The sequence below is a fragment of the Bacillus tuaregi genome (assembly GCF_900104575.1).
GTDB lineage: Bacteria > Bacillota > Bacilli > Bacillales > Cytobacillaceae > Bacillus_BD > Bacillus_BD tuaregi.
Genome location: NZ_LT629731.1, coordinates 3,163,806 through 3,185,517 on the forward strand (window position 1 = coordinate 3,163,806; position 21,712 = coordinate 3,185,517).

General features: G+C 38.6%; 22 protein-coding genes, 2 pseudogenes and 1 riboswitch. Of the genes and pseudogenes, 6 read left to right on the forward strand and 18 right to left on the reverse strand.

The window, feature by feature from the left end; genetic code table 11:
• Nucleotides 1–131: 131 nt before the first annotated feature.
• Nucleotides 132–644, reverse strand: coding sequence for a YqhR family membrane protein (locus BQ5321_RS17590; protein ID WP_071395724.1), 513 nt, complete (start codon nucleotides 642–644; stop codon nucleotides 132–134).
• Nucleotides 645–1,101: 457 nt separating this feature from the next.
• Here BQ5321_RS17590 and BQ5321_RS17595 point away from each other — a divergent pair, with 457 nt between their 5' ends.
• Nucleotides 1,102–1,491: an SA1362 family protein gene (locus tag BQ5321_RS17595; protein WP_315970108.1), complete on the forward strand. Its 390-nt coding sequence runs from the start codon at nucleotides 1,102–1,104 to the stop codon at nucleotides 1,489–1,491.
• Nucleotides 1,492–1,511: 20 nt separating this feature from the next.
• Here BQ5321_RS17595 and BQ5321_RS17600 read toward each other — a convergent pair whose 3' ends face one another.
• From BQ5321_RS17600 to BQ5321_RS17620, 5 genes and pseudogenes are all read right to left on the reverse strand, one after another.
• A complete protein-coding gene (locus BQ5321_RS17600; RefSeq protein ID WP_071395726.1) occupies nucleotides 1,512–2,417 on the reverse strand; it encodes a patatin-like phospholipase family protein in 906 nt (301 codons plus the stop codon).
• A gap of 125 nt (nucleotides 2,418–2,542) precedes the next feature.
• Nucleotides 2,543–3,664, reverse strand: a pseudogene (locus BQ5321_RS17605) (vitamin B12-dependent ribonucleotide reductase); the annotation flags it as partial.
• Nucleotides 3,665–3,865: 201 nt separating this feature from the next.
• Nucleotides 3,866–4,327 carry an HNH endonuclease gene (locus BQ5321_RS17610; protein WP_071395727.1) on the reverse strand — a complete coding sequence of 154 codons (462 nt, stop codon included), beginning with the start codon at nucleotides 4,325–4,327 and terminating at the stop codon, nucleotides 3,866–3,868.
• Between the two features lie 114 nt (nucleotides 4,328–4,441).
• Nucleotides 4,442–5,881 (reverse strand): annotated as a pseudogene (locus tag BQ5321_RS17615) (vitamin B12-dependent ribonucleotide reductase); the annotation flags it as partial.
• Nucleotides 5,882–6,242: 361 nt separating this feature from the next.
• Entirely contained in the window at nucleotides 6,243–7,076 is an 834-nt protein-coding gene (locus BQ5321_RS17620) for a lipoate--protein ligase family protein (protein WP_071395728.1), read from the reverse strand.
• 292 nt (nucleotides 7,077–7,368) lie between these two features.
• Between BQ5321_RS17620 and BQ5321_RS17625 the strand changes: the two genes are divergently transcribed.
• The gene (locus BQ5321_RS17625) at nucleotides 7,369–7,749 is read left to right on the forward strand and encodes a rhodanese-like domain-containing protein (RefSeq protein WP_071395729.1); all 381 of its coding nucleotides are present in this window, start codon (nucleotides 7,369–7,371) and stop codon (nucleotides 7,747–7,749) included.
• Between the two features lie 53 nt (nucleotides 7,750–7,802).
• On the opposite strand, the gene gcvPB is transcribed toward BQ5321_RS17625, so the two are convergent.
• The 3 genes from gcvPB to gcvT are packed head-to-tail and all read right to left on the reverse strand — an operon-like array spanning nucleotide 7,803 to nucleotide 11,728.
• The gene (gene gcvPB / locus BQ5321_RS17630) at nucleotides 7,803–9,266 is read right to left on the reverse strand and encodes an aminomethyl-transferring glycine dehydrogenase subunit GcvPB (RefSeq protein WP_071395730.1); all 1,464 of its coding nucleotides are present in this window, start codon (nucleotides 9,264–9,266) and stop codon (nucleotides 7,803–7,805) included.
• Nucleotides 9,259–10,605, reverse strand: coding sequence for an aminomethyl-transferring glycine dehydrogenase subunit GcvPA (gcvPA, locus tag BQ5321_RS17635; protein WP_071395731.1), 1,347 nt, complete (start codon nucleotides 10,603–10,605; stop codon nucleotides 9,259–9,261). Before gcvPA ends, gcvPB begins: the two co-directional genes overlap by 8 nt.
• Before the next feature lie 19 nt (nucleotides 10,606–10,624).
• Nucleotides 10,625–11,728: a glycine cleavage system aminomethyltransferase GcvT gene (gcvT, locus tag BQ5321_RS17640; protein WP_071395732.1), complete on the reverse strand. Its 1,104-nt coding sequence runs from the start codon at nucleotides 11,726–11,728 to the stop codon at nucleotides 10,625–10,627.
• Nucleotides 11,729–11,968: 240 nt separating this feature from the next.
• A riboswitch (glycine riboswitch) is annotated at nucleotides 11,969–12,059 on the reverse strand.
• 144 nt (nucleotides 12,060–12,203) lie between these two features.
• Between gcvT and BQ5321_RS17645 the strand changes: the two genes are divergently transcribed.
• Complete coding sequence (locus BQ5321_RS17645) at nucleotides 12,204–13,892, forward strand: DEAD/DEAH box helicase (protein ID WP_071395733.1); 1,689 nt, start codon at nucleotides 12,204–12,206, stop codon at nucleotides 13,890–13,892.
• Nucleotides 13,870–14,655: a YqhG family protein gene (locus BQ5321_RS17650; protein ID WP_071395734.1), complete on the forward strand. Its 786-nt coding sequence runs from the start codon at nucleotides 13,870–13,872 to the stop codon at nucleotides 14,653–14,655. The genes BQ5321_RS17645 and BQ5321_RS17650 overlap by 23 nt, the downstream gene beginning before the upstream one ends.
• A gap of 29 nt (nucleotides 14,656–14,684) precedes the next feature.
• Here the strand turns inward: BQ5321_RS17650 and BQ5321_RS17655 are convergent, their stop codons facing one another.
• The 8 genes from BQ5321_RS17655 to comGA form a co-directional block, all read right to left on the reverse strand.
• Nucleotides 14,685–14,888, reverse strand: coding sequence for a YqzE family protein (locus BQ5321_RS17655; protein ID WP_071395735.1), 204 nt, complete (start codon nucleotides 14,886–14,888; stop codon nucleotides 14,685–14,687).
• A 104-nt stretch (nucleotides 14,889–14,992) separates the two neighbouring features.
• The gene (comGG, locus tag BQ5321_RS17660) at nucleotides 14,993–15,379 is read right to left on the reverse strand and encodes a competence type IV pilus minor pilin ComGG (protein WP_071395736.1); all 387 of its coding nucleotides are present in this window, start codon (nucleotides 15,377–15,379) and stop codon (nucleotides 14,993–14,995) included.
• On the reverse strand, nucleotides 15,369–15,815 hold the full coding sequence (comGF, locus tag BQ5321_RS17665; protein ID WP_071395737.1) for a competence type IV pilus minor pilin ComGF: 447 nt from the start codon (nucleotides 15,813–15,815) through the stop codon (nucleotides 15,369–15,371). The genes comGG and comGF overlap by 11 nt, the downstream gene beginning before the upstream one ends.
• Nucleotides 15,799–16,125 carry a hypothetical protein gene (locus BQ5321_RS17670; protein ID WP_071395738.1) on the reverse strand — a complete coding sequence of 109 codons (327 nt, stop codon included), beginning with the start codon at nucleotides 16,123–16,125 and terminating at the stop codon, nucleotides 15,799–15,801. Before BQ5321_RS17670 ends, comGF begins: the two co-directional genes overlap by 17 nt.
• A complete protein-coding gene (gene comGD, locus BQ5321_RS17675; RefSeq protein WP_071395739.1) occupies nucleotides 16,109–16,567 on the reverse strand; it encodes a competence type IV pilus minor pilin ComGD in 459 nt (152 codons plus the stop codon). The genes BQ5321_RS17670 and comGD overlap by 17 nt, the downstream gene beginning before the upstream one ends.
• Nucleotides 16,557–16,856: a competence type IV pilus major pilin ComGC gene (gene comGC / locus BQ5321_RS17680; RefSeq protein ID WP_071395740.1), complete on the reverse strand. Its 300-nt coding sequence runs from the start codon at nucleotides 16,854–16,856 to the stop codon at nucleotides 16,557–16,559. Before comGC ends, comGD begins: the two co-directional genes overlap by 11 nt.
• 25 nt (nucleotides 16,857–16,881) lie before the next feature.
• On the reverse strand, nucleotides 16,882–17,913 hold the full coding sequence (gene comGB, locus BQ5321_RS17685) for a competence type IV pilus assembly protein ComGB (RefSeq protein ID WP_071396969.1): 1,032 nt from the start codon (nucleotides 17,911–17,913) through the stop codon (nucleotides 16,882–16,884).
• On the reverse strand, nucleotides 17,900–18,970 hold the full coding sequence (comGA, locus tag BQ5321_RS17690; RefSeq protein WP_071396970.1) for a competence type IV pilus ATPase ComGA: 1,071 nt from the start codon (nucleotides 18,968–18,970) through the stop codon (nucleotides 17,900–17,902). Before comGA ends, comGB begins: the two co-directional genes overlap by 14 nt.
• Before the next feature lie 301 nt (nucleotides 18,971–19,271).
• Here comGA and BQ5321_RS17695 point away from each other — a divergent pair, with 301 nt between their 5' ends.
• The gene (locus BQ5321_RS17695; protein WP_071395741.1) at nucleotides 19,272–19,973 is read left to right on the forward strand and encodes a helix-turn-helix transcriptional regulator; all 702 of its coding nucleotides are present in this window, start codon (nucleotides 19,272–19,274) and stop codon (nucleotides 19,971–19,973) included.
• Between the two features lie 218 nt (nucleotides 19,974–20,191).
• Nucleotides 20,192–20,437, forward strand: a complete 246-nt coding sequence (locus BQ5321_RS17700; protein ID WP_071395742.1) for a DUF2626 domain-containing protein — start codon at nucleotides 20,192–20,194, stop codon at nucleotides 20,435–20,437.
• 83 nt (nucleotides 20,438–20,520) lie between these two features.
• Here BQ5321_RS17700 and BQ5321_RS17705 read toward each other — a convergent pair whose 3' ends face one another.
• Nucleotides 20,521–21,582, reverse strand: a complete 1,062-nt coding sequence (locus BQ5321_RS17705; RefSeq protein WP_071395743.1) for a class I SAM-dependent methyltransferase — start codon at nucleotides 21,580–21,582, stop codon at nucleotides 20,521–20,523.
• Nucleotides 21,583–21,712 lie beyond the last annotated feature (130 nt).

Below are 21,712 nucleotides of genomic sequence, written 5' to 3' on the forward strand. Positions count from 1 at the left end.
CCATGTTGTTGGATGCCGGACATCTTTAGGACACCCTCTTGTCAATTCTTACTATTTAATATTTTACCACAAGGTGCTTCATTCACAATATGGAAAGGATTGTCCCACAAAAACAGACAATCCCCCATTATTTATGCACTTGATGCTTCTTCTTCCTTTTTACTGCTGCGAATTTCATTTTCCTCATAGGAAATGGTATAGCCCACAAATAACCCAAACAACGAGTACAAGCAAATTGAAGTAATAATAGTGTTTAAATCGATCTTATTAATAGGACGAATTCCCGGAAAAATCGGATTTAACACAAAAAACACAAGTAGAAAAAGTACAATTCCATAGGCAATTCCGACCCATATATTGTTGAACTTTCTTAAGGTTGCATAATATAGCAGAGCTGCAACGATTGAAAGAACTCCAATTAAAATAATTGCAATTACCGTTCCTAGCCAGCCTTTTTTCCAATCTCCAAGTGCCCATGGTTCTAAAATGACGCGCGGCGGAATTTCTGTAAAACTAAAGATATACGCAAGGTATCCTAAACAAGCAAAAATAATCCCGCCGATTAATCCAGTTAAAACAACAAGCGTCATAAACGACATTGGTTTTTCCTTCATTTCCTCTCTCGAAAGCTTTTCATCAGCCATTGATAACACCTCCATTTTTAGTATGTCCTATCCCCCATAAACCTTACATCTCTTAGGATAAATATCAGGAGATAATTTGAGCAATTTATTATTGTTATATATTAATTACCTGTTATTCTATAGATATTGCAGGAAATATATTCGAGTCCTTTCATACGATAGCAGTTTTACACATTTTGATGTAAAATATAATTAGAAAATAGGATTAATCTACACACAAAGCGTTGATTTCTTAATATTATATATATTAAAAATATTCCTATTTTCTCATTTTGGTATACCTCGAAAAAAAGAACTAAAACTTCATTTTTTTAAAGGATTTTTAGTTGTTTATTCCGAATATTCTTATATAATAAGGAGATAACCAAATAAATCAGAATAATTAGTATAAATATCGTATTTTCTATGCAATTTGCGTTTAAAAACTGGAAAAAGTGCTTATCATGCTCTTAGGGAGGTGGCTTTCTTGAAAAATCGGATTTCGTTCTATATTGTTATTGGGCTAATTGTTTTAGCAGTCATTGGGGTAGCATCTAATCTCTATACAAATCCTGCCGGTTTTTTCAAAGGAATTGCTGTCATGCTCGTGATTGGAGCTGTTATTTTCTTTCTGGTAAGGAGCTTTCATAAACCAAGCCCTGCTAAACGTGAGCAACGCGCTTTTGTTAAAGCTGCAAAAAGATCTGTAAAAAGACAGAATCAGAAGGAACCTAGTCAGCCAAAGAAAAAAACAGGCAACCTAACATCCATCAAAAAATTGAGGGCCAGAAAGAATCACTCAAATCCTCAGCTAACAGTAATTGAAGGAAAAAAAGGGAAAAAGAAAAACCGAGCCTCATTCTTTTGAGACTTGGTCTTTTTTTGGTTTCAGATTACTTTAAACTTTCGATCATATCTCCAGTTGTTAAAAAACCTAATTGCACACTCTCTTCCCTGCTGGACGAGCCGTTGTTTCATTTCATCATTTAAATCGAATTCCGTCGCAAACACGCCATCTGACGGAATAAAAATAATGTCCTTTTCCTGTTTGCTTGATATGTGTCGGGCATCATGTGCATCCTTCATCGTTTCAAATAAGGCCTTAAATAACTGAATCGCATTTTCAATTTTATTTTTAGGCACGTCATCCATTTTAGGACTAAGCTTGATTCCAATAATCGGCCGTTCTCTTTGATTATGCTCATCTTCAAACAACCAAATAGGAAAGTTACTTAATACACCACCATCGACAATAATACTGGTTTCACGATCTACCTTTAATCGAACTGGTTCGAAGAAATAAGGAATGCTGCAGCTCATTCGAATCGCTCTTGCAATGGGAAAGTGTTTCGGGTCTAGGCCATATTTTTCAAGATCATCAGGAATAACTAGTAGCCTGCCATTTGTTATATCAGAAGCAATGAAGCGTAGCTTCTGCTGTGGCAAATCTGAAAAAGTCTGTAACCCCTTTTTTGCTAATACATTCTCCAGCCAGACTTCAAGAGCATCACCTTTATATAATCCAAGTGTCCAATATAAGCCGACCCATTTTGTTAATGAAAATGGCAGAAAGGACTTACGTTCATCCAATAGATTTTTCAAGTCCATCTCATCAACCAATTCAAAGATTTCTTTACTTTTGTAGCCCGCTGCCAAAAAGGCAGCAATAATCGCACCGGCGCTGGAACCAGCCACACGAGCAAATTGATAGCCTCGTTTCTCAATTTCCTCAATTGCCCCAATTAAAGCAATTCCCCTAATACCTCCTCCAGAAAAAACACCATCTATATACATATCAGCCACTCCTATTCTGTATTTATTAATACATCTTTAATCAGAAGCTGGTATGGATAGTACCATGGACAAAATAAAAAAAGAAAAAGGACGGGAGACCCATCCTTTTTCTGCTTAATAATAGATTATAAACCACATTTCAATTGTGCATTACAGTTTGTGCATGTGTTACAGCCGCCAATCTCTTCTACTGTACCTTTGCGGCAGACCGGACAAGTATCGCCGACCTCTGATCCAATGGTTACAGATGTTGAACGTAAATCGTTGATCGTATCAAGTAATACAACATGCTGCTTAGACTTTTCTTTTTTATGTTCATGTGTCTGCTCGAAGTTGTTTTCTTCAGCTTTTAATGTAAGTACCTGTGCATCACGGGAACCATCAACATAAACCGTTCCACCCTTTGCACCGCCTTTATATAAACGCTCGTAAACTTTTTCTACTTGTTCAACGCTATAGCCTTTTGGCGCATTAACCGTTTTACTGATGGAGCTGTCAATCCAGCGCTGGATGACACATTGGACATCAGCATGTGCTTCTGGGTCAAGCTCCATGGCTGAGACGAACCAGTTTGGAAGGTTTTCCTGATCTGCTTCAGGATGCTTGTTTAAATACTCTTGAACAATATCCGCTTTGACTTCAATAAATTTACCCAATCTTCCGCTTCTGAAATAAGAGAAGGAGAAGTAAGGTTCAAGTCCTGTTGAAACTCCCACCATTGTACCAGTAGATCCAGTCGGAGCAACAGTTAGTAAGTGTGAATTACGGATGCCATGCTCCAGAATAGACTCTCTAATGTCTTCAGGCATTTTCTTCATATAGCCTGTGTCAATAAATGCTTGGCGTAAACGATTTGTTTCTTCTTCTTTTTCGCTTGTTAAGAATGGGAAGCTGCCTTTTTCCTTCGCAAGCTCAACTGATGCACGGTAAGCAGTTGTCGCAATCGTTTCAAATACTTCATCAACAAGCTTGTTTCCTGCTTCAGAGCCATATTCTGTTTCACAGTAAATCAATAAGTCATGCAGTCCCATGACACCAAGGCCGACACGGCGTTCTCCAAGTGCTTGCTTTTTATTTTCTTCTAGGAAGTATGGTGTCGCATCAATAACGTTGTCCTGCATGCGTACGCCCACTTCAACCGTTCTTTTTAGCTTTTCAAAGTTAACTGTTTTTGTTTCTTTATCAGCCATCTCTGCTAAGTTAACCGCTGCAAGGTTACAAACAGAATATGGTGCAAGAGGTTGTTCCATTTTTGTTATCCTAGAGGCTTTTTATCCTCTAGTTCTTACAGTTGAATTCCTGCAAGATCAGCATATATTTTCATTTCCCATAAGGAAAATGTTGCGGCCTCGTGCCCGGGTTATAGTCTGCTAACAGCAGGATCACCGAGTATGCGTTGCCCCTGACTAGATTTTTACCTCTAGCCTTCGGTTCGGATTAGCTGATAATTAACGAAATCTTGCAATGTAATGATATATGAACTTTAGAAATTCTTCTTCAGTTCTTGTGCCTTTAAGTTGATTGCAATCATGACAGCTTACACAGACATTCTGTATACAGTGCTTACCACCTCTGCTGAGAGGTATTTTATGCTCAAAGACGATTTCCTCTTTTTCGAGTGGAACTTTACAGTAATGGCAATAAGGAGTTTTCTCATAGAGTCGTTCTAAATCAATTTCTGATATAGGTTCGGAGCTTCTTATACTGTTTCCAGCTTTTCCGTTTCTTCTGCCAGATCCATTATTGAAGGACTTTGCTCGATTCCTCCAAAAATTATTTTTTCCCCAAATCTTTACTCTTTGAGATACACACTCTTTACAATCATGTCTATAACCATCTTTGCTGTCTGTTCGCTTTCCGAAACAACTCAAATCTTTTATTTGATTGCACTTTTTACATTGCTTTTTCATTTTTATCACCTAGTAAAATTTTATCATAATCTTACTAAAGTGTCGTTAATTACCATATCTCAGCCTTCCCGCTTAATTCCGCAATTTTTAACGTGAGGCAAACTAAGCTACTCTACCACACGGATTTGTCGCAACTACTTTTTGACCATAACTTTGGGCATTTGTCATATCATTGGCATTATCGATGAAGAAAATGCCTGGCTCTGCAGAATAAGTTGCACAGATATTGATGAGATTCCAAAGCTCTTTTGCTTTGATTTTCTTATACGTGCGAACTTTATGACCCATCTTTTCCCACTCGCGAACATCGCCTACTTTATGCCATTCTTCATTATAAACTTTCATTTCTTCAGCATCATAGCTTTCTGTATCAGGGAATCGAAGCTCATAATCAGCATTGTTTTCAACAGCTTCCATGAACTCCTTCGTCAAACATACAGAAATATTGGCTCCTGTTAAGAACTCAGGATTATTAACGGAGTATGTTCCGCCTTCTGCCAGTGTTTCTTCTGCATGGGCAATAATGCTTTCACTGAAACCGCCGTAGCCGGGAATATTTTTGTAATTAATAATTCCTTGGTACATCGCTTTCTCCTGCTCTGTTAAGCGGGTAAATTTCAGCTTGTCTTTTGCAAGCTTTTTAATTTTCTCATCTTCGGTATTGTCAATTAAGAATCGCAAAATACGTGGATTTTGCATTTTCGAGATAATAAATTCCATAATGTCTGGATGCCAGTCCGCCAGCATAATCATCTGGGCCCCTCTGCGCGACCCGCCCTGCTCAACTAAATGAGTCAATTTCGCAATATCATCCAACCATGATACAGATCCGGAGGATTTACCGTTTACACCTTTTGCCAGTGTATTGCGAGGTCTTAGTGTGGAACCGTTTGTTCCAACACCGCCGCCGCGGCTCATGATTTCCATTACCTTTGTACGGTGCTCTGAGATACCACCACGGGAATCCTGAACAAATGGCATAACGTAGCAGTTAAAGTACGTCACATCTGTTCCGGCGCCTGCTCCATATAATACACGACCTGCAGGGATAAAGTTTAAATTGACTAATTCCTGATAGAACTTTTCAAACCATTCCTGTCGCTTTTCCTCTGTTTTTTCTACTGAAGCCAAGCCCGTTGCATTACGCTTGGCAATTTGCTCGTAATAGACTTCCAGCGGCTTCTCAATCACATCTAAAGGACGTCTGATAATTCCTGTCTTTGCCTCGTCAGGATCATCGAGAACTCCCCTGAATTCTTCTTCTACCAATACTCTTGCAGATTTTTTCACCCAATCAATATCAAGAATATAACCTAAACCGCGGGCAGGAAATTTTGGATCTTCTTTAATGGTGAGGACAACAAAGTCTCCACTGGCCATTGTAACTTTCTCAGTATCCTTGAACGTATAACGATCAAGCATGACCAGGCGGGAGACCCCTTTGTGAGTAATGTTCATATCAGGGGTTATCGGATGAACTTGTGGAAAAAGTTCAATGTCTTTGTTTAATCGTTGTGCATCCAAATTCATTTTTTTTCCTAGGGCAACAGACATATATACAACTCCTTAAAAATAGATTCCATGTCCCTCTATGCTGCTATCAATCAACATGAAACTCTAGTTAGTCATTATTATTTTACAGTACACTAAACTTATCATACGCCGCTACCAAAATCAATATATTGTGTTATAAATATTTTCAACACCACAATATATTGATTTTAGGTCAAAGGTTCTTTATTTTGTCAAACACAAGAAAAAAGAAAAATAAGAGAATAATAGAGTTTTGGTTCAATTTCCGGGTAAATATGATAATTTTCGCCTTTTTTCAGGACTTGCACTTCACTTAAGAAATCAAATCCATAAATACCTATTTTTACCATTTAAGAGGGACTTGCAAAACTGCAGGTCCCTCCTATCTCATAAAGTTCCACTCATCATTTTCATAGCGTTCAGAAGCAATTTTATTCACATAATCTAACTCAGCTGGAGTCAGCTCATAGGGCTCAAGTCGTATATTTAAGCCCTCTTCAAAACCAGCTTTAAATGCCTTCTTCGCCTGTTCAATGGATACTGTTTCAGAACTGATATCGTTGACAGCCACTGCCTTGCTTTTAAAGGCCTTCTGCATCCGTTCCTTCACACGGTCATTAGAATATTTAAACAAATTGAACAGCTTGTCCTCATCCAAGTCAAGCAGGATGGAACCATGTTGGAGAATGACACCTTTTTGTCTTGTTTGTGCACTACCTGCAACTTTTCGACCTTCAACGACAAGCTCATACCAGCTTGGCGCATCAAAGCATACAGCAGATCGAGGATTCTTTAATGTATCACGTTCTTCCGAGGTTTTCGGAACAGCAAAATAAGCCTCCAAGCCAAGCTGATGAAATCCTTTTAGAATCCCTTCCGAAATGACCCGGTAGGCTTCCGTTACCGAACGCGGCATTTTCGGATGTTCTTCCGGCACGATGACACTATAGGTTAACTCATGCTCATGCAGAACGGCCCTGCCGCCAGTTGGGCGCCGCACAAAGCCAAGCTTTTGCTCTCTTACTGCTTCCATATTTATTTCTTTCTCTACTTTTTGAAAATAGCCGATAGAAAGAGTTGCAGGGCTCCAACCATAAAACCGGATAACCGGAGGAATTTCACCTTTGCTATTCCATTCGAGCAAGGCCTCATCAAGAGCCATGTTAAAGGCTGCTGAACCATTGCCAGAATCAATAAATCTCCATACTTCCTCCATCTTTCGCGCCACCATTCTATCTTTTTTTCAACCTATTTAGTCTAACAAAATTACCATTAAAAACAAAGTGAATTACATGTTAAATTTTTTTGTATTCTCCTTTACTAGGATAATAAAAGAACTATATAATATAATGGTTAGTTCATTCTTTACGGTTCCACACCTCTCACAATGAATTAGCCATTTTCAAACTATTACGGGCAGTTATCTTCCACTTTTTCATATACCTACAGTGGATAATACTGCCCGTTAGTATGAGATAAATTGCATAGCTTGAAAGGAGAAAACGACTTTGGATACACTTTATTTCCTGCTCATTCTTATTGCTGCTTCACTCATTTATATTGCTTATAATTGGCTTAAGCAGCGAAAAATACTCAAAACACTAACGGAAGAACAATTCCGTGAAGGATACCGAAAGGCACAGCTGATTGATGTCCGTGAACCAAATGAATTTGAAAATGGTCATATTTTAGGTTCTAGAAATATTCCTCTTTCACAGCTAAAAATGCGCATGAAAGAATTACGTCCTGATAAGCCTGTCTATCTATACTGTCAAAATGGAACAAGAAGTGCCCGTGCTGCCCAATTCCTGTACAAAAAGGGCTATAAAGACCTTTCCCATTTACAGGGTGGCTTTAAAAAATGGACAGGCAGAATTAAAACAAAGTAATACCTAACAAAACAAAAGGCTGACTCGTAATCATAGAGTCAGCCTTTTCTTTATTATTCTTCTTTTTTATAGCGTAGGACAGGCTTACGTGCAGCTAGCGTTTCATCTAATCTGCTGACAACCGTTGTATGTGGAGCTTCCTGAACGATTTCAGGATTGGTTTCAGCCTCTTTCGCAATCTGAATCATCGCCTCAATAAAGCTGTCTAATGTTTCTTTTGATTCCGTTTCTGTTGGCTCAATCATCATACATTCCTCAACATTGAGTGGGAAATAAATTGTCGGCGGATGATAGCCGAAATCTAAGAGACGTTTAGCAATATCAAGCGTTCGGACACCCAGCTTTTTCTGACGCCTACCACTTAAGACAAACTCATGCTTACAATGTCTATCGTATGGTAAATCATAGTATGGAGCTAATCTCCTCATCATATAATTGGCATTCAAAACAGCATTTTCGGTTACCGCCTTCAAGCCATCAGGGCCCATTGAACGAATATAGGTGTAAGCACGAACATTAATCCCAAAATTACCATAATAAGGCTTCACACGACCTATTGATTGTGGTCGATCATAATCAAGCAAATAATGGTCCGCAGCCCTTGTGACGACCGGCTTTGGTAAAAATGGAATCAGCTCGGCCTTCACTCCAACTGGACCTGAACCCGGACCGCCACCGCCATGCGGTCCCGTAAAGGTCTTATGAAGATTTAAATGAACAACATCAAATCCCATATCACCCGGACGCGCTTTAGATAAAACGGCATTTAAATTTGCGCCATCATAATAAAGCTTTCCTCCGGCATCGTGGACAATTTTCGCCATTTCAAGAATATTTTCCTCAAATAATCCGAGCGTATTTGGATTTGTCAGCATCAATGCTGCTGTATCCTTCCCAACCACTCTTCTTAAATCAGCTAAATCAACAAGACCCTTTTCATTTGATTTAACGGTTACAGTTTCAAAGCCTGCCACCCCTGCGGAGGCTGGATTCGTTCCGTGGGCAGAATCAGGAACGATTACTTTCACTCTTCCATAATCACCGTTCGCCTCATGAAAGGCACGAATCATCATGAGACCCGTCCACTCACCATGAGCTCCGGCTGCAGATTGTAGTGTTACTGCATCCATCCCCGTAATCTCAACGAGATGCTCTTGTAGATCATACATTAATTCCAGTGCTCCTTGTACGGTAGATTCATCCTGCAATGGGTGAACGTGGGCAAAGCCATCCATACGAGCAACTGCTTCATTTATTTTTGGATTATATTTCATTGTACAAGAGCCAAGCGGGTAGAATCCTGAATCAAGTCCATGATTTCTTTTTGATAATGCCGTATAATGGCGCATAATATCGAGTTCGGAAACCTCAGGAAGCTCTGGCTCAAGCTCACGCATATATTCAGCCGGTATCAAGTTTTCTAGATCAACTTCTGGAACATCGACTTCAGGAAGACTATAACCGATTCGTTCAGGTGTACTGCTTTCAAATATTAATGGTTGATTTTGTTTATTCATGATAATCCCCCAATTCTGCCACAAAAATATCAATTTCTTCCTTTGTTCTTAATTCCGTAACAGCAATCAGCATATGATTAGACAGCTCTGGGTAATCACGACCTAGATCATAGCCGCCAATGATGTTTTTATTGACCAGCTGTTGATTCACTTCCTTAACAGGCTTTGTGAGCTTCACAACAAATTCATTAAAAATCGGCCCTTCAAACACAATATTGGCTCCTGCTTCCTTCAGCTTATTTTTAGCATAATTCGCTTTTTGAATATTGGCTACAGCCATTTCCCGAAGACCCTTTTTCCCAAATGCAGTCATCGCAACCGACGATGCTAATGCATTAAGTGCCTGATTAGAGCAGATATTCGATGTTGCCTTCTCGCGGCGAATATGCTGCTCACGTGCCTGTAATGTCAAGACAAAGCCTCTACGACCTTCTTCATCCACTGTTTGCCCAACCAATCGGCCTGGAATTTTTCGCATCAGCTTATTCGTAACGGCAAAATAGCCGCAGTGCGGTCCACCGTAAGCCCCCGGAATACCAAACACCTGTGTATCGCCTACAACAATGTCTGCTCCAAAATGTCCGGGTGGAGTAAGAACACCTAAGGATAGAGGATTGCTCGAAACAACAAATAGTGATTTATCCTTATGTGCCAGTTCCTCTATTTTTTTCAATGGTTCAATTCCGCCAAAGAAGTTAGGGTATTGAACCATCACGGCCGCTACCTCTTCACTAAGCAGTTCTTCAAGTGCAGATATATCGGTTAAACCATTATTAGCTGGAATTTCAACTACCTCAAGCCTCTGTCCTTTTGCATAGGTGTTTAATACCGCTCTAGCTTCTGGATGTACTGTGCTGGACACCAATAATCTATTTCTACGGGTATGTCCAGAAGCCAGCATCGCAGCTTCTGCTAATGCAGTCCCCCCATCGTACATAGATGAGTTTGCTACATCCATTCCGGTTAGCTCACAAATCATTGTTTGGAATTCAAAGATAGCCTGCAGTTCACCTTGAGAAATTTCTGGCTGGTAGGGTGTATAGGCTGTATAAAATTCTGAACGAGAGATAACATGGTCAACGATTACAGGAATATAATGATCATAAACCCCGGCACCCAGGAACGATGTATTTCTACGCAAGTCTGCATTTTTAGCTGATAGTTGCGACAGTTCCTTTAAAAGTGCTGATTCAGACTTTGCCTTTTTCAGCTGATATTCTCCTTTAAAACGGACCTGTTCAGGAATATCGCTAAACAATTCATCAACAGAAGCTGCTCCAATCGCTTCCAACATTGCTTTTTGATCCTTTTCTGTCATCGGTAAATAACGATGCTTCATCATTCTCTCCCCCTGTTTTTTACTGCACTCTTTTATAGAAAGGTGTTTTGACAATCTTCGCTTTTAAGCGTTTACCACGAATTTCTACAAATACTTCGTTCCCAAGAACAGCCTGCTCCGTCTGTAATAACGCGAGACCAATATTTCTCTTTAATGTAGGAGATTGCGTACCGGTAGTTATGAAACCGATTTCCTTTTCATCAACAAAAACACGATAACCATGGCGAGGTATCCCACGATCAATCATTTCAATACCTACAATTCGTCTTGGTAGACCGGAATCCTTTTGCTTCTTCAGGGCGGATTTCCCAATAAATTCTGCTTCTTTATCCAGTTTCACAGCAAAGCCAATTCCGGCTTCAAGCGGAGTAATGTCCTGGGAAAGCTCTTGACCATATAAGGCAAGCTTCGCTTCAAACCGTAATGTATCACGGGCACCCAAACCAATAGGACGGATGCCATATTCACTGCCAGCTATTAAGATTGCTCGCCATAAATCCTCAGCATCCTCAGGCTTACAATAGATTTCAAAGCCGTCTTCACCAGTATAGCCTGTTCGTGAAAGCGTAGCCTGCTTCCCAGCAACCACTACTTGATTTTGAATTCCAAACGGGCGAACCTCAGTTAATTTAACATCAGGTACTAATGGTTCAAGAATCTTTTCTGCCAGCGGTCCTTGTAGTGCTAATTGGGCCATGTGCTGTGAAATATTTTCAAGCACCACACCCTCATCTAGATGCTCTAAAAGCCATTTGTAATCCTTTTCAGTATTTGCCGCATTTACAACAAGTAAATAATCGTCCTCTGCAAGCTTATAAACAAGTAAATCATCCACTGTCCCACCATTGTCATAGCACATGGCATTATATTGAGCAGTACCATTCTTGATTTTGCTGATGTCATTCGTCATCATTTTTTGCAGGTACGACAGACTTCCAGGACCTCTAACGGTTATTTCCCCCATATGAGAAACATCAAATAACCCAGCCTTTGTTCTTACGGCTTCATGCTCCTCCTTTATACTAGAAAACTGAACTGGGAGCTCCCATCCACCAAAATCAATAGTTTTCGCCCCATATTCCTTATAAACACGGTAAAGAGGTGTTCGTTTTAATTCAGTCATGATTTTTACTCCTTCCTCTGAAATACTGTTTACGATCCACTGCTTATCCATAGCTTTTTAAATATTAAGATTTTTAACCCTAACGAAAATCTGCATAAAAACCCTTATTTCATAACCTGAACCAAAAAAGGACAGAAACCACCCTATAGATCATAAGGTGGTCTCTGTCCTGGAACCTGAAAGTTTACCTAATAAAGGCTTTCCTCGTGGGCGGCTTATCAAAAGCACTCTCCAGAGATGCGTCAAATAAGAGTTCTTTTGCCTGAGAGATTCACAAATCCATGTTTGCTCCTTCGGCGCTACTTACAGTAGTCTCTCCCCTTATCATCATCCGCATTTATAAAATTAAATTACTTGGTCATACTATCCATAATTAAACATTATTTCACTGTAGTAAGTTTCTAAACTTTCAATTATATACATAGACTACCATGTCGGATTGATTTCAGCAATACCATTTTGAGGAGTGTTAACAATGACGGTGCAAATAGAGTTTGATCATTCATGGCAAGATGAATTTATGACGAGAATGGATCATGACGGACCATGGGGTAATTGGGACTTATATAAATTAGCTGTTGAGGTGGAAAAGCATACTGTCATTCCAGATTTTGAAGGACTGCTTGCACCAAAGCATTTATCCCATTTAACACCACTTCCACACCAACTTGAGGTCGCAAAGCAGGTCGTTGAAAACATGAATGGTAAAGCCATCCTAGCTGATGAAGTCGGTCTTGGGAAAACTATTGAAGCCGGTCTTATATTAAAAGAATACATGATTAGAGGTTTAGTTAAAAAAGTCCTTATTTTAGTTCCGGCCTCCTTAGTTTCACAATGGGCCATGGAATTAAATAGTAAATTTTATATTCCTGCTGTTGCCCAGCGGAAAAGTTATGTTTGGGAGCAATGTGATGTCGTGATTTCATCAATTGATACAGCCAAACGCTCTCCGCATAGAGAAATTATTTACGAGCAGGATTATGACCTTATCATCATTGATGAAGCCCATAAATTGAAGAATAATAAAACAAAAAACTATGAGTTCGTGCAGAACTTAAAAAAGAAGTTCTGTCTGCTATTAACAGCCACTCCGATTCAAAATCGAATCAGTGAAATATTTAACCTTGTTTCCTTATTAAAACCAGGCCATCTAGGCAATGAGTCGGATTTTTATGACAAATATAAAAAGGATTCCCGTTCATTAGATGATGATGAACATTTAAAAGAACTAGTCAATAAAGTTATGATTCGAAATCGCCGCGCAGATACTGGCATCGAATGGACAAAGCGAATTGTCGAAACAATCCCAATTGAATTCTCTCCACAGGAAAGGGAACTATACGAAACTATATGTTTATTAGGCGGAAAAAGTGACACAGTAAATAAAAGTCAGTTTTCAGTCATGACTTTGCAAAGAGAGGCCTGCAGTAGCAGAGAAGCAGTCTATTTCACCTTGAAAAACATGCTGCAAAAGGAGGAAAATTCCTCCCCATTATTACAGGAGCAAATCCAGTACCTGATTAATAAGGTGGAAGCAGTACAATCCAATGCGAAAGCGGAAAAAGCATTGGAGCTCATCAAAGAGATTAATGATAAAGTTATTATTTTTACCGAATATCGGGCAACACAGCTCTATTTACAATGGATTCTTAAGCAACACGGTATAACCTCCGTTCCGTTCAGAGGCGGTTTTAAACGAGGCAAGAAGGATTGGATGAGAGAATTATTCAAAAACAACGCTCAAGTTCTGATTGCAACCGAAGCCGGCGGAGAAGGAATAAACCTGCAGTTTTGTCACCATATTATCAATTTTGATTTGCCATGGAATCCGATGCGACTTGAACAGCGTATAGGTAGAATTCATCGTCTTGGTCAAGAAAAAGATGTTAAAATCTATAACTTTGCGATAAAGGACACGGTTGAAGATCATGTGTTAAAGCTGTTATATGAAAAAATTCACCTTTTCGAAAAGGTCATTGGCGAGCTCGACGATATCCTAACGAAATTAGAATTCGGAAACGTCGAAGAGCATCTCATCGATATTTTCAACTATTCCGCATCAGAGGGTGAAATGAAGATTAAAATGGATAACCTCACCTCAATGATTCAATTTGCCCAAGAAATGAAAGGTGGAGACAGGCATGCAGCAACAGGAAATTCATGAATTTCTCGAACGATATTTCCTTGCAAACGATTGTGAAATCAAGGAAAACAAGGCAGGCTATATGACCGTTCAATTAACGGTTGACCTGGACAAAGAGCTAATGAACCGCCCTTTCTACTGGCATTATCTTGAAAAAACCGGAGGAATGCCAAACCCAATGTGTCTAACTTTCATAACAGACCCAAAGCGGGCATCTGACAGTGTAAAAGGGGAGACCATTCATTTTGGCTCGCCACGACTCCACCAAATTTTTCAATCAACCAAGAAATTAGCAGGCTTTATTCGCCTCTATGAAAATGGTCCAACAACTGCCGGACAACAAACGCCATTAAAGCCGTGGATTTGTTTAAATGTGAAGGTGTCCTATCAGTGTGATCGAAAAAGGGATGTATTCCAGTCTATTGGTCTTCAGCTTATTAACGGACAAATAGTTGAAGACTTTCATCATCAGCTTCTGGAGCTTCCATTAACACCAAAAATTCCAGACTATTCTTTTACACTTTCTCCCCTGATTATGCCGAAAAGCGGTTTAAAACGGATTGAGAATTATTTAATCACTAAAATAGAAGCTGAAAATCATTCATGGGCAGACGATGCAAGAATACGTTGGCAGAAGGATTTACATTTATTAGAGCATTTCTATAAGGATATCGACGAAAAAGAAGATAGCTATGCAATTGAAAAGCTTGCGCTTAAGGATCAATATGAACCCAATATTCACATTTCCATTATTAATGGCGGGATATTTTACCTCCGCAGTTAAGTTCACAAACACAAACAACGAGAAGCAGACTATTCTGCTTCTCGTAATTTCTGTTCTTTTCTCTCTCTTAATTTCAACATCAGTACATATGGAATGATTCCAAACCATCTGTACATAAAGGTTGCTCTACGGTCTTTCTTTTCCTGTCGGAGCTTGCGGCGCTCATCCTTTGGTTGATCAATATATTGCACAACGGTTTGCGTCACGTATTTTACATAATCATTCGTCTTCATTGATATACACCTCTTACACAGCGTGAAGCATTTCTATCTATGTGTAAGTATATCCGGAACAATCATTTTTCAAACGATAACAAAGTATTCTTTCCCACACCTGCTTAATTTCTTTCCACCCATTTAATCATTTTCTTTAATTCAAAATCATAATAGGCATAGCCAGTGAACTCACGATGTTCAATACCTGTCTTAAGATTGATTCTTATTTCCCATAACTGATCCGTTAAATCCAGTAGTACATAGGAAACCTGTCCATCATAAAAATTAATTGTACCCGTGTTGTTTGTCTTTCCGTGCTCTGATAAGGTTTTTTCAATTATTTTCATTGCATTTACGATGTAATAATCTTGTTTTTGAATGTATTCCGTTTCAATCAGCATCCTTTTTTCTGTGAGGTATTGTTCCGTATAGATCATTAAGACAGTTGAAAACAATATCAGGATACATAACGTCAACGGATACGTAAAACCATGCTGATTACGGACCATATAAACCATCCTCATCTACAATTGCTCGAATTATCACAGACTCCATTTGTTTGAATTGATCCTCTACTGATATCCTCACCCCCTTTTTCACCTTATCAAACACTACTTTATTCATATTCTGCAGCATAACTTCATGTCCTTTTAGATCCACTCTTCTACGAATATCCGTTCCGTAACTTTCATACATAATGCTTTCATTGTTTATCTTTAAAATGAGTCTGTTATTTTCAACGGTCAAACTGTCACACATCCGCACTTCCTTTTTCACCTGAGCAGCAAACACCTCCCACTCCATCCTCTGTAAGCGTTCCTCCACAAACCCATTTTGTAACAGCATTTGAAAAAATAAAGGAAATAATGAAACGATAATGAGAAAGGTAGAGAATGCGATTAGCATCTCAAGAAAAGTAAAGCCTTGGCTACGGAGTTGTTTCATGAATTTCAACCATTTTGCCTGACAGATCCTCATACCGTATCATGACCTCCTTTTGCTCATCGCCGTACCATACAATAAAAAAATCCTTCTCCCCCTTAGTCAGGACGATATTTTCCCTATCAGCATCTTCCACTATGACATTTTGCAGATATTCATAAAAAAGATGAAGAGCATCGGATTTCTCCTCTAATTGAATAAACTGGTTATGCAGTTGAAAATAAAACGGAACCAATATCGAGGTAATTAATATCCATCCAGAGAGACTAATGATTAATTCTGCCATATAAAAGCCTTTATTCCTTAACCACATAAAATCTTCCCGCTCCAATTTGAAAGGTAATTTTGTAGCGCTCATAATCAACTAGAAAATAAAAGTTTCCAAATCGATTTAATCTGCCATTCGGTGAAAACTCAATGATCATATAGGCAAGCCCTGGTGTTGCTAATGTTCCTTTTTCTATTTGAATCGATTGCGGTAGTTCACGCTCTATAACAGATTTACCAGTTGTTTTTTCTTTAACTGTATAACGCTTTTCTTTTGGAAAAATGTGCAGTGATAGTTGCTTTTGATGTGATATCGCATATTGCTGTGTATATAGAATATCCGCTTTAAATTGGGAAAAGAAACGCTCCTTTTCATACCATAAATATTGTGGCTTTAAGAAAATGGAGGTAATAGAAGAGATGATTAAAAAAATACTTAATACGATTAGAATTTCAATAAGAGTAAAGCCTGATTGCTTACTTTCCAAGGGAGACAACGCCTTCAGCTGAAATCAGAATCTCTTTTCCTACTGGACATTTTGTTTCTGCAATATATTTCTCAGTAACCAAGTCAGTTACCGTTGGATATTGGTGTTTTTCCATTTTATATGCCTGTACTTGTCCTTCAACCATTTTCAAGTACGCGTCACAGCCTTTTTGATTGATGGTTGAGTTATTTTTTGTTACATTCGGCACCGTTATCATAAGTAAGATAGAGATAACTAATAGAACAATCATCATTTCAATTAAGGTAAAGCCTTTTTGATTTTTTAACATTGAATGATACCCCTCTCAATTATGTTTATAGTCCATTCATTAGGTGGAACATTGGTAATAAGACGGCTAAATACATTGAAATTATTAATAATCCGATAAAGCCGTACAAAACAGGCTGGATTTTTTTCATCAGATTGTCCATTTTTTCCTCCAGGCTGTGCATACATTGGCCAGAAAAAAACTGTAGTTCCTCAGCAAGCTTTCCATTATCCTGTCCATGCTTGACGACCATAGGAAGTTCCTGTTCAAAGAAAGCATAGCTCCTGAGGATATCCTCTAATTTCTCACCTGATATTAACAACTGTTTCATTTCTCCTCCAAGCTGTCTGTAAAAGGGCTGGTTCTCATTTTGCTCAAAGATGGTCAGTGACTCATTGACAGAAAGACCCCCTTCAAGCAAAAAACCTAATTGAACCGAAAAGTAATGAGTATAAAACAACCGCAAAAGACCTGCGACAACTGGAATTCTCATTAATAACTGCTTTTGGTCTATTGCTGAGTTTTTTCTATACCTTGGCAAATAATAGAGAATCAAGCCGATCAATAAGAGGAGGAAGAAAACAATGAGAAGCGGAAATACTTCTCCGGTAGAATAAATGACTCTTGTAAATAGATTGGTTTTCAATTTCATCGAGGTAAAGAGTGAAGAAAATTGTGGAAGTAAATATTTTTGGACAAAGAAAAATAACATAATAGTCGTTAGTACTAGAAAAAGCGGGTAGCTTAAAAGCTTTTTAATTCTCGATAGGTTTGTCGCTCTTTTCTGCAGCATTTTACTGCCTTCGAGAAACGCCATAGCCAAACTGCCATGCTGTTCAGCAAAATAAACATACCCAATGACGTGCTCATTAAATTCAAGCTTGCGAAGCATGATATAAAATGGATATCCCTCCTTTAAGCCGTACAAACATTCCTTCAATTCTACATGACGAGTTCTCGGTAGATGGTATGTGGCCGAATCCAGGGCTTCCGCAAGCGGGTAGCCCCTAATCAAAAGCTCTCCTATCATTTTCAAGAAGCTTGCCTGTTCTTGTAGTGTCCATTTATTTTTTTTCATTTGTAAATACCCATCTAGCAAATTCATTTTCTTTAATATAACCAAGTGCCACGCCCTTACGAATTTCCTCCTTTAATGTTTTATAGCGAGGTTTCATTTGTTCACCGCGCATCTCCCCTATGGCAGCTCTTAAGTCTCGGCCAGATAAAAGTTCAAAAACACTGGCCCTTTTCGGACGCTCATACCCAAAACAGGAGGGTGAGCACTGCCCTGAACAAAATGGACAGGCTAATTCTACCAATCTTTGAGCAGTAATGGCGACAAGGGTTTGATCAATCTCCTGTTGACTCACACCAAATTCTATGAGTCTGTATACGGCTCCCTTTGCATCCCTCGTATGCATGGTTGTTAATACTAAATGACCTGTAAGTGCAGCCCTTACTGCAATTTTAGCCGTTTCAGCATCACGGATTTCTCCCACCATAATAATATCTGGATCATGTCTCAGGATTGCTTTAAGGCCGGTTGTATAGGTGATACCAGCTTTTTCATTCACCTGAACCTGCAGAACTAAATCACTTTCTTTTTCAATGGGATCTTCTAATGTAATGACATTTCGATTATAAATATGTGAGGTTTCATTTAATAAAGCGTATAGGGTCGAGGTTTTACCGCTGCCTGTCGGTCCGGTCAAAATGATTAGACCGTGGGAATGCTGTAATAGAGCTAATAATTTTCTAGTCATAGAAGGAAACAGTGAAATTTGAAAGGAAGGAATATGTTCCTGTTGAGGAAGTATTCGAATCACGAGGCTTTCATTATGACTAGCTGGTAGAGTCGACAACCGGAGACCAATCATTTTTCCATCAATCATGAATGAACAGGCACCGCTTTGTGGTCGTCTTCTTTCACCAATATCCATGGATGCTGTAAATTTAAAATGAGAGATTAAACGGTCACATTCTTCTTTTGGCAGTTGAATTTTAGGGACTAATCTGTTTGATATGCGCAGTTGAACGAGGGTATCATTTCTGCGGGGGATAATGTGGATATCGCTTGCGTGGCTTCTAACAGCTTCAGTGATGATTCTGTCAGCCAATTTTTCAATTAAGCTCAATTGAAATACACCGCCTTTCTTATTTCTAATTGTAGAAATTCGCTTCTTTTTTGTTAACTCCTGCACAAAGAAAAAGATTTTTAATAATACCTTTCGAGTTATCATAATTTCGTCACAATTTGCTCTCCCACTCACTTTAATCCATTTTGTTTTAACTATAGGTTATCCTAAGCTTTTCTTAAAATACCAATAATTACATTTAATAATTGTGAACATTTTATAAACTTATAGTGAATATAGTGTTAACCTAATTAAGCGGGTATTATAATGGTATAAAGTAAGCAGTATGAGGTGAACTTCTGTGGAACAAACATTAAAAATAACGAATGTACTATCCGATCCAACTCGTTACTATATTTATCAATATATTACGAGAAGACACCAAGAAGTAACAGTACAAGAAATAGCTGATAACTTTAATATCCATCCAAACGTTGCCCGACTTCACTTAACAAAACTTGAAGATGTCAACATGCTTGTATCTGAAACGAAAAAGACCGGTAAAGGCGGAAGACCAAGCAGACTATATCGCCTATCAAATGATGTTATTCAGCTTCATTTCCCATACCGTGACTATCAGCTCCTATCAAAAATCACAATGGAAACGATGGCTTCACTGGGCGAAGCTGGACAAAAAGCTCTTTATGAAACTGGGAAACGCTTTGGACTTGAATTGATCGAGCAGGAATTATCGAAAAATATGCAAAGTGTTGAGAATTTATCCTTTGAGCAAAAGTTGAATATTATTCGAAATGCGGCTTCATTAGCGGGACTATCTCCTGATTTCCAACCAAATGAAGATAAAACAAAAGTTTATTTTCAAATTTTCAACTGTCCGTTTAAAGAAGTAGCGGTAGATCACATGGAAAACGTATGTCAAATGCATGCCCAATTTTTAAAAGGGATGTTCGAGGCGCTATTTAATGAAATTGAATTAATTGAAGGAGATAATTTAATTGCCGGCTGTGAAGCCTGCAGCTATAATGCCAAAATTATTGGCTAATTCTCCCTTCTATCTGACTGGAGGCAATCATTACTTGATTGCCTTTTTTCCATTTTATCAAGGTGTATTATCGCTCATTTGAATAGGTATTTTTCACAATCTACCTCATATTTCAGAAAACTTTTACTTTACTGCTTTTTAAATTTAAAGAGTTGTTTACTTTTTCAGAATACTTCATTATAATAGTGATGAAACTCACAGCAAAGGGAGGGATACAGTTGGAACGAATGTATCGAGTATTAGGCTTTTGGACGGGCATTTTTGCAGTTATGTTTTATTTAGGGGATATGTATACGACGTCCTTAATATTCTTCGGTCAAACAGGGTTCTTTCTGCTTCTCAGCTATTTAAAACTTACTGAGCGTATGTACATTTACATTTTTGGAGCTTACTTAACAGTCTTTTTCATCGGTTTTACATACTGGACAACCTTTATGATGATTCCAGGTATGGGCCAACATTAATACGCTCCAAAATAAAAAAGCGACCATTATGGTTGCTTTTTTATTTTGTAACCGTTTAATCTGCCTGCTCCAAATAATCATTACTATTCTTTCTTTCGTTGTACTAATACTTGAAAGGACGTACTCATGCCGGAGGGCATTATTAAGCTGCGGATAGCTCGATTTCGTTTATTTACTTCCGAAAAGGGATTGAGGTCCTGATGACTTTCGAGCTGGTCTAATATCCCGATTGCAAGCAGAAATTCATCTTGACGTTTTCTTTCGATGGTATTGATTCCATACTTATAGCCAATATTTTCGAGTGCATCCCAATGTATATGGCTGGTAATGTCCATGTCACCAGGATGCTCCAATACATTTCGAATCAGCCTGTGCTGATAATAGCCCCTTAGGCTGCCCTCCTTTCTGATTGGTTCCTGCCACTCTTCATTTGTGTACCCATAATCAATGGTTACAATCATCCCTTTTTGTAATACCTGATCCAGCCTTGAGAACATCTCCTCCATAAGAAGGGGAATCTCGATACGATGCCCCTCGGGAATCGTAATCATATGCTCTTCAATAAAGGCAATAATAATTGGATTGGAAAGCGGACAGGGTACTTCAATCAAGTTCCCATTTTCAACACCAACCATTATTTCGTACAAGCAATCTTGCTGCTTCATCACCACATGTACGGGCAGTGCATCAAATAATTCATTCGAAAAAAACATACCTGAAAAGTCCTTCAAATCATTCACAGCTTCACAATATTGGACATGCCATTCCTTTTTAAATTTTTCCTTTTGAAGCTTAATATGAAATGGACTCTTTTCAATAATTGTATAAGTTAGCTGTGGATTTTCTCTAGCATACCATTCCTGTAAAAAAGCTTCGGCAAACCGGCCATTTCCTGCCCCAAGTTCGCAAAAATGAGGTGAGATGTCTTGATTCTTTACTAGGCTTGCAAACCACTTGGCAAAGGTTTTACCCATAATGTCAGCTATATTACTTGATGTAATAAAATCACCGTTACGCCCTATCTTCTCCTGCTCTTTCATATAATAACCAAGGCTAGGATGATATAGTACTAGATTCATGTATTCGGCATATGAAATCATTTTCAGTGGTGCTTCATTAATATAATTAATAAGAAAATTATTCATCATATCTCCTATTTCTCATTTAACACTATTGACAAGGTGTTAAACTTATTATATTGTTTATTTAGTAGTAGTTAAACAATAACCTCCCATTACTAGAATTCGAATATCCCCCAGAAAAACCCTTCTCATT